This is a genomic window from Paenarthrobacter sp. NPDC057981, assembly GCF_042886835.1.
Lineage (GTDB): Bacteria > Actinomycetota > Actinomycetes > Actinomycetales > Micrococcaceae > Arthrobacter.
The window spans coordinates 23,556-37,979 of record NZ_JBHVQI010000010.1 but is presented as its reverse complement, the minus strand read 5'-3'; the positions used below and the strand labels follow the sequence as shown (position 1 = coordinate 37,979).

At 64.0% G+C, this 14,424-nt stretch carries 14 protein-coding genes; 8 read left to right on the top strand and 6 right to left on the bottom strand.

What is annotated here, in order from left to right:
* Nucleotides 1–220 precede the first annotated feature (220 nt).
* Nucleotides 221–940 (bottom strand): hypothetical protein, encoded by a 720-nt coding sequence (locus ACFVSI_RS11190; protein WP_387823193.1) that lies wholly within the window; start codon nt 938–940, stop codon nt 221–223.
* A 191-nt stretch (nt 941–1,131) separates the two neighbouring features.
* On the opposite strand from ACFVSI_RS11190, the gene ACFVSI_RS11185 reads away from it, so the two are divergent.
* Both ACFVSI_RS11185 and ACFVSI_RS11180 read left to right on the top strand, forming a co-directional pair.
* Nucleotides 1,132–1,749, top strand: coding sequence for a DUF47 domain-containing protein (locus ACFVSI_RS11185; protein WP_144663131.1), 618 nt, complete (start codon nt 1,132–1,134; stop codon nt 1,747–1,749).
* Between the two features lies 1 nt (nt 1,750).
* A complete protein-coding gene (locus ACFVSI_RS11180) occupies nt 1,751–2,767 on the top strand; it encodes an anion permease (protein ID WP_387823191.1) in 1,017 nt (338 codons plus the stop codon).
* 159 nt (nt 2,768–2,926) lie between these two features.
* Here ACFVSI_RS11180 and pstB read toward each other — a convergent pair whose 3' ends face one another.
* The 4 genes from pstB to pstS form a co-directional block, all read right to left on the bottom strand.
* A complete protein-coding gene (gene pstB, locus ACFVSI_RS11175; RefSeq protein WP_039239203.1) occupies nt 2,927–3,706 on the bottom strand; it encodes a phosphate ABC transporter ATP-binding protein PstB in 780 nt (259 codons plus the stop codon).
* 60 nt (nt 3,707–3,766) lie between these two features.
* Nucleotides 3,767–4,870: a phosphate ABC transporter permease PstA gene (pstA, locus tag ACFVSI_RS11170; protein ID WP_387823188.1), complete on the bottom strand. Its 1,104-nt coding sequence runs from the start codon at nt 4,868–4,870 to the stop codon at nt 3,767–3,769.
* Nucleotides 4,871–5,803, bottom strand: a complete 933-nt coding sequence (gene pstC / locus ACFVSI_RS11165) for a phosphate ABC transporter permease subunit PstC (RefSeq protein WP_387823186.1) — start codon at nt 5,801–5,803, stop codon at nt 4,871–4,873.
* A 130-nt stretch (nt 5,804–5,933) separates the two neighbouring features.
* Complete coding sequence (gene pstS, locus ACFVSI_RS11160; RefSeq protein ID WP_387823183.1) at nt 5,934–7,055, bottom strand: phosphate ABC transporter substrate-binding protein PstS; 1,122 nt, start codon at nt 7,053–7,055, stop codon at nt 5,934–5,936.
* A gap of 249 nt (nt 7,056–7,304) precedes the next feature.
* Here pstS and ACFVSI_RS11155 point away from each other — a divergent pair, with 249 nt between their 5' ends.
* The 5 genes from ACFVSI_RS11155 to disA all read left to right on the top strand — a co-directional run bounded on the left by ACFVSI_RS11155 (nt 7,305) and on the right by disA (nt 12,591).
* Nucleotides 7,305–8,432, top strand: coding sequence for an aromatic acid exporter family protein (locus ACFVSI_RS11155; RefSeq protein ID WP_387823181.1), 1,128 nt, complete (start codon nt 7,305–7,307; stop codon nt 8,430–8,432).
* A gap of 113 nt (nt 8,433–8,545) precedes the next feature.
* Complete coding sequence (locus ACFVSI_RS11150; RefSeq protein ID WP_387823179.1) at nt 8,546–9,271, top strand: phosphatase PAP2 family protein; 726 nt, start codon at nt 8,546–8,548, stop codon at nt 9,269–9,271.
* Between the two features lie 10 nt (nt 9,272–9,281).
* Nucleotides 9,282–10,655 carry a DNA repair protein RadA gene (radA, locus tag ACFVSI_RS11145; protein WP_262276865.1) on the top strand — a complete coding sequence of 458 codons (1,374 nt, stop codon included), beginning with the start codon at nt 9,282–9,284 and terminating at the stop codon, nt 10,653–10,655.
* A 54-nt stretch (nt 10,656–10,709) separates the two neighbouring features.
* Nucleotides 10,710–11,333: a Pr6Pr family membrane protein gene (locus ACFVSI_RS11140; protein ID WP_387823175.1), complete on the top strand. Its 624-nt coding sequence runs from the start codon at nt 10,710–10,712 to the stop codon at nt 11,331–11,333.
* Nucleotides 11,334–11,514: 181 nt separating this feature from the next.
* Nucleotides 11,515–12,591 carry a DNA integrity scanning diadenylate cyclase DisA gene (disA, locus tag ACFVSI_RS11135; protein ID WP_144663141.1) on the top strand — a complete coding sequence of 359 codons (1,077 nt, stop codon included), beginning with the start codon at nt 11,515–11,517 and terminating at the stop codon, nt 12,589–12,591.
* A 51-nt stretch (nt 12,592–12,642) separates the two neighbouring features.
* Here disA and ACFVSI_RS11130 read toward each other — a convergent pair whose 3' ends face one another.
* Nucleotides 12,643–13,344 carry a hypothetical protein gene (locus tag ACFVSI_RS11130; protein ID WP_387823172.1) on the bottom strand — a complete coding sequence of 234 codons (702 nt, stop codon included), beginning with the start codon at nt 13,342–13,344 and terminating at the stop codon, nt 12,643–12,645.
* A 125-nt stretch (nt 13,345–13,469) separates the two neighbouring features.
* Here ACFVSI_RS11130 and ACFVSI_RS11125 point away from each other — a divergent pair, with 125 nt between their 5' ends.
* Nucleotides 13,470–14,420: an A/G-specific adenine glycosylase gene (locus tag ACFVSI_RS11125; RefSeq protein ID WP_387823169.1), complete on the top strand. Its 951-nt coding sequence runs from the start codon at nt 13,470–13,472 to the stop codon at nt 14,418–14,420.
* Nucleotides 14,421–14,424 lie beyond the last annotated feature (4 nt).

The window sequence follows — 14,424 nt, the reverse complement described above, 5'->3', positions numbered from 1 at the left end:
GGAACCTACCCACGCCCGGCCCGGACTGTCAATGTTGACTTAGCCAGCCAGACGGGGAAAACTAAAACTGGTGTCGAACCGCGAAACCCCCGGGCTTCAACTTATAGCCGCTTCGAGCGGCCTACCGCCGAGAGGCGTATCCGGTTCGGCACCATTTTTATGCCCAAAAGCAGTTTGCCCGGACGCGCACTGAGGCGGTCCGGGCAAAACGCGGCAGAAACTACTTCAGCGTGACCGTGGTTTCGGCAGTTTCCTTCTTGTCGTGATCGAGGTCGCCGGCCGCGTTCTGCGGCGTCATGGTCGCCTTGATCTCGGCTTCCTTGCCCGCGGTGTAGGCGAAGTTCTCGGCAATGTTGAACGACTCACCCGGCTTCAGCACGAACGGGTCCTTCTCCTTCAGCTTGATGCCCGAGCTCGTCAGGCCATGCTTCTTGAACCCGTCGCTGCTGGAATCGGACGGCATGCCGCCAAGGTACTTCCAGTCCGTGTACTTGGCGTTGGGAGTCACCAGCGAGTGACTCAGGGGGATATCGGCCGATGACGTGTTGGTGACCACGTAGTTCACGTAGACGATCGGGGCGCCCTTCTTCAGCAGGTTCTCCTTGGTTTCCTTATCCACGAACATGCTGTCCTTGGAAGCGACATCCGTGGCCACCTGGAAGACGTCGACGGAGAAGCTGTCACCCTTCAGACTGCCCAGCTTGTCGCCGGCATCGGAGACCGGGAGCGCCCAGGACGCAACCTTGTAGGAACCCGAGGAGGCGCCCTCGGACGGAGCCGATGATGCTGCGGACGAGGCAGACGGCGACGAGGACGAGGAGGACGACGGCGATTCGGAACCGCCCGCCGTCGGGCTCGTCGCGGCGGGAGCGCAGGCACTCAGGGCAAGAAGCCCGGCGGCGGCCAGGCCGCTGATCTTCATAAGGTTATTGACACGCATAGTTCCCCCATTGATTGGATTAATTGATGTGCCCAGTCTTGCATGTTTGTGCGGCACCCCGCGATGGGGACAAGTTCCCGCAACACCCGGGCGCTTCCCGCAGCACTCCTGCCGACCGGTAAAGTTGGGAGCGAAACGGATCGCGTCAAGTCAAGCGGCCCGCGCCCACCCGTCCCCAGCCCGGAAGCGACATGAAGCTGCGCCTTTTCCCCCAGGAACCTGCCGGGCTCGTACTGCTGGCCCAGATGGCCGGCGTCATCGTGGCCGCCACCGGGACGCTCTCCGAAATTCTTGGTGCCCCTGCCAGCGAGCACGAACGACTCGCAGAAGAGCTCCACGAGCACGAGTCCAAGTCGCTGGACCTGCACTTCGCCCTCCTGACGCATATGCGCACCAGTTTCGTGAACCCGCTCCCCCGCGAGGACATGTACACCTTGTCCCGCCACCTCAACGAGGCCATGGAGAAGCTGGATGCCGCCGGTGACCTCGTGGCGATCTACAAGCTGGACCGGCTCCCCAAACGCGCAGCCGACCAGCTGGAGATCATCAGCCGCCAGGCCGAGCTGACGGTGGACGCCATGCGGAAACTCGAAGACCTCGACGAACTTGAGGACTACTGGATCGAAATTCTGCGGCTCGCGAAACGTGCCGAGCGCACCCACCGGATCTGGGTAGCGGAGATGCTCAAGGACATGAAGTCCACACAGTACGCACGGCACCGGGACATCGCCAACCAGTTGGTGGAAGTAACCAAGGACATGCGGAAGGTCGCCACGCAGGTAGGCAGCATCATCGTCAAGGAATCATGACGTGACCATCGCCGTCCTGGTCCTGGTAGTTGCTTTGGCCTCGGGTTTCGCATTCCTGAACGGCTTCCGGGATGTCTCCAACGCCGTCGCGCTTTCAACGCGGACCCGAGCCCTCACGCCATCGGTCGCCGTGCTCCTGGCTGCTGTCTTCAACTTTGTGGGCGCCATGCTCAGCGGGACGTTTGTCCTGGCCTTCACGCAGTCCTGGATCACACTGCCCCAAGGCACCGGCGGCCTCACCATGCTCGCCTCAGCCTTGGCGGCTTCCATACTGTGGGGAGTTTATGCGTGGTGGCGCGGCATTCCACTGTCCTCCACGAACTCGTTGGTGGGTGGGCTCATCGGTGCGGGCGGCGCCAGCATCCTGGTCGGTGGAAACTCCCTCGGTGGCGTGGACGGCATCGTTCTCACCCAGGTGGTGCTGCCGCTGGTGCTTTCCCCGTTGATAGCTTTCGGAGCGGCGTATTTGCTGGTGTGGCCGGTTACCTGGGCGGCCCGCTACACGCAGCCGAATGTGGTGAACCGGCGCTTCCGGCGGGCCCAGGCTGTATCGAGCGCGGCCGTGGCGTTCGGGCATGGCCTACAGGACGGACAACGCACCGCGGCGGTCATTTTCCTGGCCGTAGTGGCCGCCGGGTTGTCCGGCGGCGACGACGTACCCCTGTGGATTCTGCTGCTCACGGCCGTGATGCTTACAGCAGGAACAATGTTGGGTGGCTGGCGGATCTCGCACACACTGGGACACAAACTGATCCGTGTGGACCCGCTGCGGGGGTTCGTGGCCCAGACGCTGACGTCCGTCATGCTGTTTGTCGGCGCCATTGGTCTCCAGTTGCCGCTCTCCACCACGCACACGCTCACGGCGTCCGTACTGGGCGGGGGCATCAACCAGCGGTTCCACACCGTGAACCGGCGCCTCGTTCGGAGGATCCTGATGTTCTGGGTAGCAACCCCTCTGGTCACTGCGGCCGCGGCGTTCATCCTGGAACTCGCGTTCTCCCCGCTCACGCGCCTCTAGACCCAACCAGGGGACAGATACGGGCCCACTGAGCGTTCAGTGGACCCTCATCTGTCCCCTAGTTGGGTAACAAAAAACGACGGCGGTCGTACCCCCAAGGCGACGGCCGCCGTCGTTATGTGCCGACTCCCCCCATGGAAGCCGGAACCCGCAGAACCCTTATCCGAAGCGGCCGGAGACGTAGTCTTCCGTGGCCTTCTGGGACGGGTTGTTGAAGATGGACGTAGTGTCGGCGAACTCGATGAGCTTGCCCGGCTTGCCGGTGCCTGCGATGTTAAAGAACGCGGTCTTGTCGGACACGCGGGCAGCCTGCTGCATGTTGTGGGTCACGATCACCACGGTGTACTGGTCCTTGAGCTCGTTGATGAGGTCTTCAACAGCAAGGGTGGAGATGGGGTCCAGGGCGGAGCAGGGCTCGTCCATGAGGATCACCTGGGGTTCAACGGCGATGGCACGGGCGATGCAGAGGCGCTGCTGCTGGCCGCCGGAGAGGCCGGAGCCCGGCTTGTCCAGGCGGTCCTTGACTTCGTTCCACAGGTTGGCGCCCACCAAGGACTTCTCGACCAGGGCATCGGCTGCGCCCTTGGAGATCTTCTTGTTGTTCAGTTTTACACCGGCCAGCACGTTGTCGCGGATGGACATGGTGGGGAACGGGTTGGGGCGCTGGAAGACCATGCCCACCTGCGTGCGTACGGTTACGGGGTCTACGCCGGGACCGTACAGGTTGTCGCCGTCGAGCAGTACTTCGCCTTCAACGCGGGCGCCGGGAAGGACCTCGTGCATGCGGTTGAGGGTACGGAGGAAGGTGGACTTGCCGCAGCCGGACGGGCCAATGAATGCCGTCACGGACTTGGCCTGGATGTTGATGTTGACGTCCTCGACGGCCAGGAAATTGCCGTAGTAGACGTTCAGGTCTTTGACGTCGATGCGCTTGGACATGGTGTTCCTTTGTTCCTTGGGGGTTCTGGAAGTTTTCGTGCCGGGAGTGCCGGCTGCCGGCTACCGGCCCGTCTTGGGAGCGAAGATGCGGGCGATCAGGCGTGCTCCGAGGTTCAGGAGCATCACCAGGATGATCAGCACCAGAGCTGCGCCCCAGGCACGCTGGTCGGAAGGACCAGGGTTGGACGGCGACGTCGGGTTGAGGATCTGTGTGTAAATGAACGTGGGCAGCGAAGCCATCCAGCCACTGAACACGTTGTTGTTGATGGTGGTGGCGAACCCGGCGGTCACCAGGATGGGAGCCGTCTCGCCGATCACGCGCGCGATTGCCAAGGTAACGCCGGAAGCGATACCGGAGATCGCCGTCGGAATAACCACCTTGGTGATGGTGCGCCACTTGCGTACGCCCAGCGCGTAGGACGCCTCGCGGAGCTCGTTCGGTACGATCTTCAGCATTTCCTCGCTGGAGCGGACCACCACCGGGATCATGAGGACGGAAAGCGCGACGGCGGCTACCGCACCGGTCTTGGTTCCCGGCCCGACGACGGCGAAGAAGAACGCTGCCGCGAAAAGGCCGGCCACGATCGACGGGATGCCGGTCATGACATCCACGAAGAAGGTGATGGCGCGGGCCAGCGGACGATCGTTGCCGTATTCCACCAGGTAGATCGAGGTGAGCAGGCCAACAGGCACCGAAATGACGGTAGCAAGGAGCGTGATCTGGATGGTCCCGATCAGCGCGTGGTAAATACCGCCAAGAACCTTCCCACCCTCTTCAGCTGCCTTGTTGTCGAAAGCGCCGGTAACGCCGTTCATGGAGGTGCCGAGGAAGCCGGGGGTGATGAGTCCGGGGATGCCGTTGATCAGCACTGTAACGATCACCGAGATCAAAGGCAGCAAAGCGACCAGGAAGGCACCCACCACCAGGCAGGTAGCGAGCTTGTCCTTGGCTTTGCGGGAACCTTCGACAACGCCGCTCCAGGAAACCAATCCGACGGCAAAGAGGATGGCGGAGACAATCCCCCAGCCGAAGGCGTTGAAGCCGATCAATGCGAGGATGGCCGCACCGACAATGAGTGCGACAGCCAAGACAATGTAGGGCGCGAACTTCGGGAGTTGGCCCTTGGTGAGCGCGGAGCGCTTACGGACTGCTGTGGCGGTCATTTAGTTGGCTCCCGAGAATTCTTTGTGCTTGGTGATGATCCAGCGGGCGATCATGTTCACGCCAAGGGTGATGACGAACAGCACCAGGCCGGCGGCGATCAGAGTGTTCACCTTCAGGCCGCTGGCTTCGGGGAAGTTCAAGGCGATCTCGGCGGCAATGGTCTGGTTGCCGGACTGGATCAGGCTGGCGGTGAGGACGCCGGAGGACAGCACCAGGGCAACGGCCATGGTCTCTCCGAGCGCGCGGCCCAGGCCAAGCATGACGGCGCTGATGATGCCGGGACGGCCGAAGGGCAACACTGCCATCTTGATCATTTCCCAGCGGGTGGCTCCCAGGGCCAACGCGGCTTCTTCGTGCAGCTTGGGGGTCTGCAGGAAGATTTCGCGGGACAGGGAGGTGATGATGGGAAGGACCATGACCGAGAGTACGATGCCTGCCGTGAGGATGGTCTTTCCGGTAGCGGAGGCCGGTCCTTGGAAGATCGGGATCCATCCGAGGTTGTTGGCCAGCCAGTCGTAGGCGGGGGAGATTTCCTTGGCCAGGAACGCCGCGCCCCAGGCACCGTAGACAACGGAGGGGATGGCGGCCAGGAGGTCCACGACATAACCGAGTCCGGCAGCGAGCCGGCGCGGGGCGTAGTGCGAGATGAACAGGGCCACCCCGATCGCCACAGGCGTGGCGATGACCAACGCGATCAAGGCGGCGATCAGCGTGCCCACCACGATCGGAGCGATGTAGGCGAAGAAGCCGTGTCCGCCCTGGATGTCCGCGGGCTGGGCGGTGAGCGCCGGGATGGCCTGCACCACGAGGAACAACGCGACGCCGAAGAGGACTGCGAGAATAAGGCACCCTGCGGCCATGGCGGCCCCGGAGAAAACCTTATCCCCGGCGCGTCCTGCGCCTCGGGAGGTTGTCAGGGAGTTGGTGGTCACTTCACGATCCTTCAGTCTGGAGTGAACTGGTCTTACACGGCTAAGTTCCCTGCCCCGCCCCGGCGGCGTTGCGGCCACCGGCGGGCGGGACAGGGAACCTCAGTGTTCAGCCGTGCTCTTGACGCAAGCCTTAGGACTTGGCCTTGATGGTTTCGATGGCAGCCTTGGCCTTGTCCTGCAGCGTCTTGGAGAGCGGTGCGGACTTAGCGGCGTCGGCAGCGGTCTTCTGCCCCTCGTCGGAAACGACGTAGGTCTCGAAGGCCTTGACCAGGTCGGCAACAGCCTTGGTTTCGTAGGTGGTGCAGACAACGTGGTAGGACACGAGCACTACCGGGTAGGCACCGGATGCGGTGGTCTTGCGGTCCAGCTTGATGGCGACGTCGTTGCTGGCGCGGCCGTCCACGGGCTTGCCGGCTTCAACAGCCTTGGCGGCGGCGTCGGCGGAGATCTTCACGAACTCGTCGCCGACCTTGATGGAGGCGGTGCCCAGCTTGCCGGAAACAGCGGAGTCATCGGCGTAGGTCACGGCACCGGGGGTGTCGGTGACGGTCTTGACGACGCCGGAGGTGCCCTTGGCGTTCTCGCCCTTCAGGGAGGCGGGCCAAACGCCTGCAGCCTTATCCGCCCAGACCTCGGGAGCGGCGGATGCGAGGTAGTCGGTGAAGTTCGAGGTGGTGCCGGAGTCGTCGGAGCGGTTGACCGGGGTCACCTTGAGGTCCGGCAGGGTGACGCCGGAGTTCAGTGCTGCGATTGCGGGGTCATTCCAGTTGGTGATCTGGCCGCGGAAGATCTTGGCGACCGTAGCGGCGTCGAGCTTCAGTTCCTTGACGTCGGGGATGTTGAAGGCGACAGCGATCGGGGAGATGTACACCGGGATGTTGATGGCACCTTCAGGGCCGCATTTGGCCTTGGAAGCCTCAAGCTCGTCGTCCTTCAAGTAGGCGTCGGACCCGGCGAACTGTGCCGAACCGTCGATGATGGCCTTGCGGCCTGCGCCGGAGCCATCCGGGGAGTACTGGACCGTGGCGCCCTGGTTTGCGGAGGCGAAGCCGGCCTTCCAGGCGTCCATGGCTGCGCCGGTGGAGGAGGCGCCGATGCCGGTCAGTGTGCCCGTCACCTTGGTGCCGGCTGCTGCGGACTGGGTTCCGCCAGTGGTGCCGGTTGCGTTGTCAGAACCGCAAGCGGTGAGCGCGAGTGCGCCTGCTGCGATGACCGCGAGTGCCGCGTTGCGGCCGAAGCGAGTTGCCTTCACTTGGATGTGCCCCTTCCAGGGATTTCTCAGATGCGTTCCGAACGGAGATTTCGGCGTGCGCGAGCTGTGGACCGTTTTGTTCCTTTACTGAAGGTAAGGAGCGCAGGTAACGGGATCTGCGGTGGCAGGTGAACGGAAAGTGAACGACGGCGGACCATTGGGTTATGTGGCGCGTGCCACCTTGAGTGGTTCCACCGTTACGCTCGTCGTTCCCCGGTGGAAGGTGGCCGGGCAAATAGACTGAAAGGCATGGCTGCCGCTAAGGGACTGAACGCAAGCAAGAAGTTTCTGCGGGCCAGAGTGCGGACCGGTCTGGTCCGGAGCCGGAACTCCTTAACCCCGGCCATCCAAATGACAGTGTGCGCCGTGGGCGCTTACGCCTTCGCCGAATACGTCCTGGGCCACCAAGGACCCTTGTTCGCGGCGACGTCTTCCTTGATCGCCCTGGGCTTCTCGCGCGATCCCCGTCTGCGCCGGGTCATTGAGGTGGGTCTGGGCTGCACACTGGGCATCGTGGTTGGCGACCTCCTGCTCCACTGGCTGGGCGCTGGAATCTGGCAGGCCGCCGTCGTCCTTCTTTTCTCCATCCTGCTGGCCAGGTTCCTCGACAGCGGGACCATCTTCACAACGCAGCTGGGTCTGCAGTCATTGCTGGTGGTGCTGCTTCCGGCGCCGGCCGGCGGGCCGTTCACGCGTAGCCTGGACGCCGTGGTGGGTGGTATCTGTGCGCTGCTGGTGACCATCCTGGTGCCGAAGGATCCGCGCAGGGAGCCACGGAAGGACGTCCAGAAAATCCTGCACGAACTCGCCGAGGTCCTGCGGGAGTGCGCCACCGCCATGATCGAAAGCGACTCGACAGCTGCCTGGCACGCATTGATCCGCGGCCGCAACTGCCAGCCTTTGGTTGACCGTATGCGGCAGACGCTGCGGGCCTCCGGCGAGGTCGCCACGCTGGCACCCGCGCATCGCAGGCACCGCGATGAACTGGCCAGCCTGGAGCACTCCCTTGAGTACATTGATCTGGCTCTCCGTAACAGCCGTGTGTTCGCCCGCCGCCTCACCAGCGCCATCAACCACGCCGCCCTGTCAGACCAGGCGATCGACAGTATTTCGGAGGTGCTGCAGGAAACTGCTGCCGCCATCGATGAGATGACCATTGGCCTCTCCGAGCAAAGCGAAGGCACCCGCCGGGTCCATTTGCGGCGTGCCCGGAACGACCTTTCCGACATCGCGGCCCGGCTGCATCCCAAGATGCTGGATGTGCAAAGGCTTGAGGGTGAAACCGTGGTGATGCTCTTCCGGCCGCTCATGGTTGATCTGTTGGAGGCCAGCGGGATGGAGCCGGAGGAGGCCCGGGCGGTGCTTCCGGCGTTGTAGTTTTCGCCCGCCGAGTTGGCATTTAATGACAATCCCACGGCCCGGCATTGTCATTAAATGCCAACTCGCGAGGCTCCCAGACTAGCCTCAGGACCGTTTGGCAGAATGGGCCGATGCTTTCTGCATCTTCACCACGCCTGTCCGTGCGCCCCAGGCCTGCCCCCTCCCTTCGGCTGCCGCAGCGGGTGCTGTTCCTGTGGGCGGGCGCGCTCTTCGTGGCCGGGGACGTGGTCTTTTGGTTGATGTTCGCGGCCGTTCTGTCCGCGAGTGGCCTGGCAACCCTGGACGGCGCCGTGCACACGTTCGTCGTCGACTCCCGCAGCGACCTCGCTACCGGCTTCCTGGCTCGCGTCTCGGCGGTTACGTCGCCCACGGTGATGTCGGTGGCCGGTGGACTGGTGGCCGTGGTGTGGGCCGTCTGGAAGAGGGAGCTGTGGCGTCCGGCCATCCTGATGGGTGCCATGGTGCTCTCCGTTGTCCTGGCCACTGTCATCAAACTGGAAGTCTCCAGGTCCCGGCCGCCGTCGTCGGACTTCCTTCTTGGCCCCGACGATGCCTTGTCATTCCCATCCGGCCATACGCTGGGCGCCGCAGTTTTCGCTTCGGTACTGGCGTACCTGCTGGTCTCGCGTTCCGGGACACGCACGACGGCGGTCCTCGCCTACGCCGGCGCCGCATTGCTCACGCTGCTGGTCGCCTACAGCCGGCTCTACCTTGGCTACCACTGGCTCACTGACGTCGTGGCATCGATGGGGGTGGCGCTGGGCGTGTTTGGCCTGGCGGTGTTCGTTGACGCTGTGCGGTACGGCCGGGCTAATCCTGTCAGTCCTCCCGACTAATCTGGAAAGCATGGCTTCAAAGACCTCCCGCGCATCCAAGACACCCGCCTACAAGTGTTCCGAATGTGGCTGGACGGCCATCAAATGGGTGGGCCGTTGCGGTGAATGCCAGGCGTGGGGAACCGTTGAGGAATATGGCGCCACTGTTGCGCGTACGACGGCGGCCGCTACCGTTCTGGAACCCGCCCGGCGTATCGCCGAGGTCGATGGGACCACTGCGGCCTTCCTGCCCACGGGAGTGGACGAGCTGGACCGCGTCCTCGGAGGAGGGCTCGTTCCGGGTGCCGTCATCCTGCTTGCGGGGGAACCCGGCGTCGGAAAATCCACGCTGCTGCTCGACGTCGCTGCAAAGTTCGCCCGCACCGGGCAGGACGTCCTCTACATCACGGGCGAAGAGTCCGCAGCGCAGGTGAAGTTGCGGGCCGAACGGATCGACGCCGTCGCCCACACCCTTTACCTGTCGGCGGAGACCGACCTGGGCCAGGCCCTGGGCCAGGTGGAGAAGCTTGAGCCCAAGCTCCTGATCGTGGACTCGGTGCAGACGCTCAGCAGTGCCGACGTCGAGGGTAGCGCCGGCGGTGTTTCGCAGGTGCGCGAGGTCGCTGCCTCCATCATTGCCGCAGCCAAGAGGCGCAACATGACCACGCTGCTGGTAGGCCATGTCACCAAGGAAGGCACCATCGCGGGCCCGCGTTTGCTGGAGCATCTGGTGGATGTCGTGTGCCAGTTCGAAGGCGAGCGCCATTCGCGGCTCCGTTTGCTGAGGGCGGTCAAGAACCGTTACGGCGCCACGGACGATGTGGGGTGTTTCGACCTCAACGAGGCAGGCATTGAAGGACTCGCTGATCCCAGTGGGTTGTTCGTTTCACGCACCAGGGAGCCGGTTTCGGGAACGTGCATCACGGTAACCATGGAAGGCAGAAGGCCACTGCTGGCCGAGGTCCAGTCGCTCCTTGCCGAAAGCCCCAATTCCCAGCCCCGGCGGGCCACCAGCGGGCTGGAGAGCTCCCGCGTTGCCATGCTTCTGGCGGTCCTGCAGCAACGCGCGGGCTGCATGCTGCACAAGGATGACTCGTACGTTGCCACCGTGGGCGGAGTGAAGCTTACGGAACCTGCCACAGACCTGGCTGTCGCGCTGGCTGTTGCCTCTGCCAAGTCCCGGAAGGCACTCCCCCAGCGGCTGATTGCCTTTGGTGAAGTGGGGCTGGCGGGTGAGGTGCGTCCCGTGCCCGGCATCAACCAGCGCATCCAGGAAGCCCACCGGCTCGGCTTCACCCACGCGATCGTTCCGGCAAGCCCCGCCGGGGCGGGAGTCATCCCGGATGGCTTCTCGGTCCGCGAGGTGGGGCATCTGGCTGAGGCATTGGAGCTCCTCATCACTTAACCCTTTCGGGGTGTCGGACCGCCTACCCGGCCCGGCTTGGGCAAGGATTGGCCCATGACCAAACGGAATGTGCTTATCGGGGGACGCTTTTTCTTTGGGCTTTTGACGTTGGTGGCTGTGGCGACGCAGTTGACGGTCCACATTGGGCTTGGCTACGACGTCGGAAACTTCTTCAGCTACTTCACCAACCTGTCCAATATCTTCGCCGCCATCGTGCTGCTCATCAGCGGCTACAGGGTGCTGATCCGCAAACGTCCCAGCGAGGCGGACGACGTCACGCGGGGTACGGCCACCATCGCCATGGCCGTGGTGGGCCTGGTGTTTGGCGCCCTGCTTGCCGGCGAGGACTTGGGATCCATGGTCCCGTGGGTGAACTTCGTCGTGCACTACCTGATGCCCGTGGTGATGGTGGCGGACTGGTTGTTCCAGCCTCCCCGCGCCAAGCTTGAGCTCCGGCACATTTGGTACTGGCTGATCTACCCCATCGCCTATCTGGTCTACAGCCTCATCCGTGGATCCATTGTCAATTGGTATCCGTACTGGTTCATCAACCCGGATCGCGCCGGCGGATGGGGCGGAGTGGTGGTCTTCGCCCTGGCAATCTCCGTCGGCTTCCTGGTGGTGAGCCTGGCGATGCTGTGGCTCGGGAACAAGCTCAAGCGGCAGGTTGATTACTAGCCACTTCGAAGCACCTGCGAACATAACGAAATGACCCACTTTGGGGCTTGCTGGTGCGGTTAACGGTGCAATGAAGCCCTATCATTGAGCTTGGCGCCACAAGGCCATTTTTGGATGCGGCCGCTGACGCCGGATTCAGCATGTTTGCGAGCCATGGCTTGCACCTTCGAAGGGAAAACCTATGGCCCGGAGCCCGGAAGAATCGCTTAAGGCGACTCTTGCCAGAGTCGCACCCGGAACTCCATTGCGCGATGGCCTTGAGCGTATCCTCCGCGGGCGCACCGGCGCTTTGATTGTGCTGGGATACGATCGCACCATTGATTCCATCTGCTCGGGCGGCTTCGACATCGGCATCGACTTCTCCCCCACGCGGCTCCGTGAGCTTGCCAAAATGGATGGGGCGATCATTTGCGACAAGGATGCCAGCAACATCATCAAGGCAGCCGTCCAACTGGTGCCGGATTCCAGCATCGAAACCCAGGAATCGGGTACCCGGCACCGCACGGCCGAACGAGTCGCCATCCAAACCGGTGTCCCCGTCATCTCCGTCAGCCAGTCAATGCAGATCATCGCGCTGTATGTGAACGGGCTGAGGCACGTGTTGGAGGGTTCGGAGAAGGTCCTTGCGCGCGCCAACCAGGCCTTGGCAACGCTGGAGCGGTACAGCGCCAGGCTGGACCAGGTCACCAGTTCCCTTTCAGCGCTGGAGATCGAGGCTTTGGTGACGGTGAGGGACGTGGCCGTCACGCTGCAACGCCAGGAAATGGTCCGCCGGATCTCCGAGGAGATTGCCCAATACGTTCTTGAACTCGGTGAAGACGGTCGCTTGTTGTCTCTCCAGGTGGAGGAACTCACGGTCGGGCGCGGTCCAGGCAGCGAAGTGATCATCCGCGATTACTCCGATCCCAACGCCACCCCCGAGGACATCGAGGAAGCCGTCCAGGCACTGCTGAACCTGGGGCCTACGGAATTGATAGACCTCAGCCGCATCGCCCACATCATCGGCTTTGCCGGCGGCGTCGAGCAGTTGGACGCCGTGGTCCAGCCGCGAGGATACCGCCTGCTGTCCGGCCTGAAGTCCGTGCCCAAGGCCGTCGCCGACCGCTTGGTGGACTACTTCGGCGGCCTGCAGAACCTGATGGCCGCCACCATTGATGACCTCATGACTGTGGACGGCATCGGTGACCAGCGCGCGCGCACGGTCCGCGAAGGCCTGAGCCGCATGGCCGAGGCCAGCCTGCTGGACCGGTTCCTCTAAGCCGGCTTCCGCCGTCGGGCGTTGCTGCCCAAACCGGCCACGGCCGGGCGGTCAGTTCAGCTGGAAGACAGCCTTGGGGCTGGCTTTGTTCCCCAGCCGTGCCTCGAACGTGTAGTAGGCGCCGCCCGCACCTGGTTTGGCGTTGATCACGCCGCAGCCTTCGAGCGACCTGTTGCGCTGCCACGGGAAGTTGGCGGTTTCGCTCTTGCCGGGCTGGATGGTCTTGACCAGGTCCACTCCGCCGGTCTGGCAGTCCTTGGACGAGAAGATACGGTCCGAGCCACTCATCACCACGTATTCCATCTGGGATGTGCCTACGTTGACCTCGCAAGGGGCCGCATTGCCGTTGGTGATGGTCATGGTCAGCAGCGGCTTTTCGTCGGGACCGTAGGCGGGCTTGTCGGTTTTCGCTGCGACGGTCATGAGGTTGAAGTCGCACACCGGTGATGGCGAGGCCGACGGCGACGCCGCCACGGACGGTGCGCTCCCCTGCGTGGGCGCTTGTGTTGGTGCCGGGGTGTTGACCGCTTGGGGCTCAGGAGAGCCGGCGAACAGGCCAGTCAGGGCCAGCACACCAACGACCACCAGCGCGATCACCAGCAGCAGCCCTCCGAAAACGACCTGACGACGACGGCGGTACACGGCGGGGCTGGGCCGCCGCCTGTTCGCCGGGGTGCTGGAGGAGCCCCGGGCAGCGCTCTTTGCCTGCGCGGCGGAGCGCGCGCTCGAGTGCTGCTTACCGTTGGTGGCCATGCATCTAGGCTAGGCTCGTGGCCGACGGAGCACCTAACCTCCACGCCGCACGCCAGCAATCCGGACCTGTGTGACGTCGGCCATGAGCAGGCCCGCACCTCGGTTCCATTACAGTTGATGGCAGTATGACACTCCCCGATTCCGATGAGCTTGCCCGGCTCCACGATGCCCTGGACCGGTGGTTCGCCGGGGCTGCCCGGGACCTGCCGTGGCGCCGGCCGGACTGCACTGCGTGGGGCGTTCTGGTCAGCGAGATCATGCTCCAGCAGACTCCGGTAGTCAGGGTACTCCCGGTGTGGCTCGACTGGATGGAGCGGTGGCCGACGCCCGCGCACCTGGCTGCCGAACCTTCCGGCGCAGCCGTACGTCATTGGGGCCGGCTGGGTTATCCGCGCCGCGCCCTCCGGTTGCACGCGGCCGCCGTCGCCATCTGTGAGGAGCACGACGGCAACGTACCTGACAACTATCCCGCGCTTCTTGGATTGCCGGGGGTCGGCGGTTACACAGCGGCCGCCGTCGCGGCTTTTGCCTACGGTCGCCGGGAAACCGTGGTGGACACCAACATCCGGCGCGTGCACGCCCGACTTGTCTCCGGGAATGCTTTGCCGGCCCCGGCTCTCACTGCTGCGGAAATGCGGCTTGCCGACGCCCTGCTTCCGGAGGACCAAGCCCTTTCCGTGCGATGGAACGCCTCGGTCATGGAACTGGGAGCCATGGTCTGCCCGGCCCGCAGTCCCAAGTGCGCCGAGTGTCCTGTCCGCGACAGCTGCGCGTGGCTCGCGGCCGGTGAGCCGCCGCCGTCGTACACCCCAAAGGGCCAGTCCTGGCACGGCACCGATCGCCAAGTGCGAGGTGCCGTGATGGCTGTCCTGCGCGAGGCCGCGCACCCCGTCCCGCGCGACATGTTCGAGCGCCCACCCGCCGACCTCGGCTTCGAGGCTTCGGGTATCGGCATTCCCTTGGCAGCCCTGCACCGGCTCAACTCCGCACCAGAGCAGCTCGAGAGGGCCCTGGACGGCCTGCTCGCCGACGGACTGGCCGAAATGCACGACGACGGGTTGCGGCTTCCGGCGTAGCGGC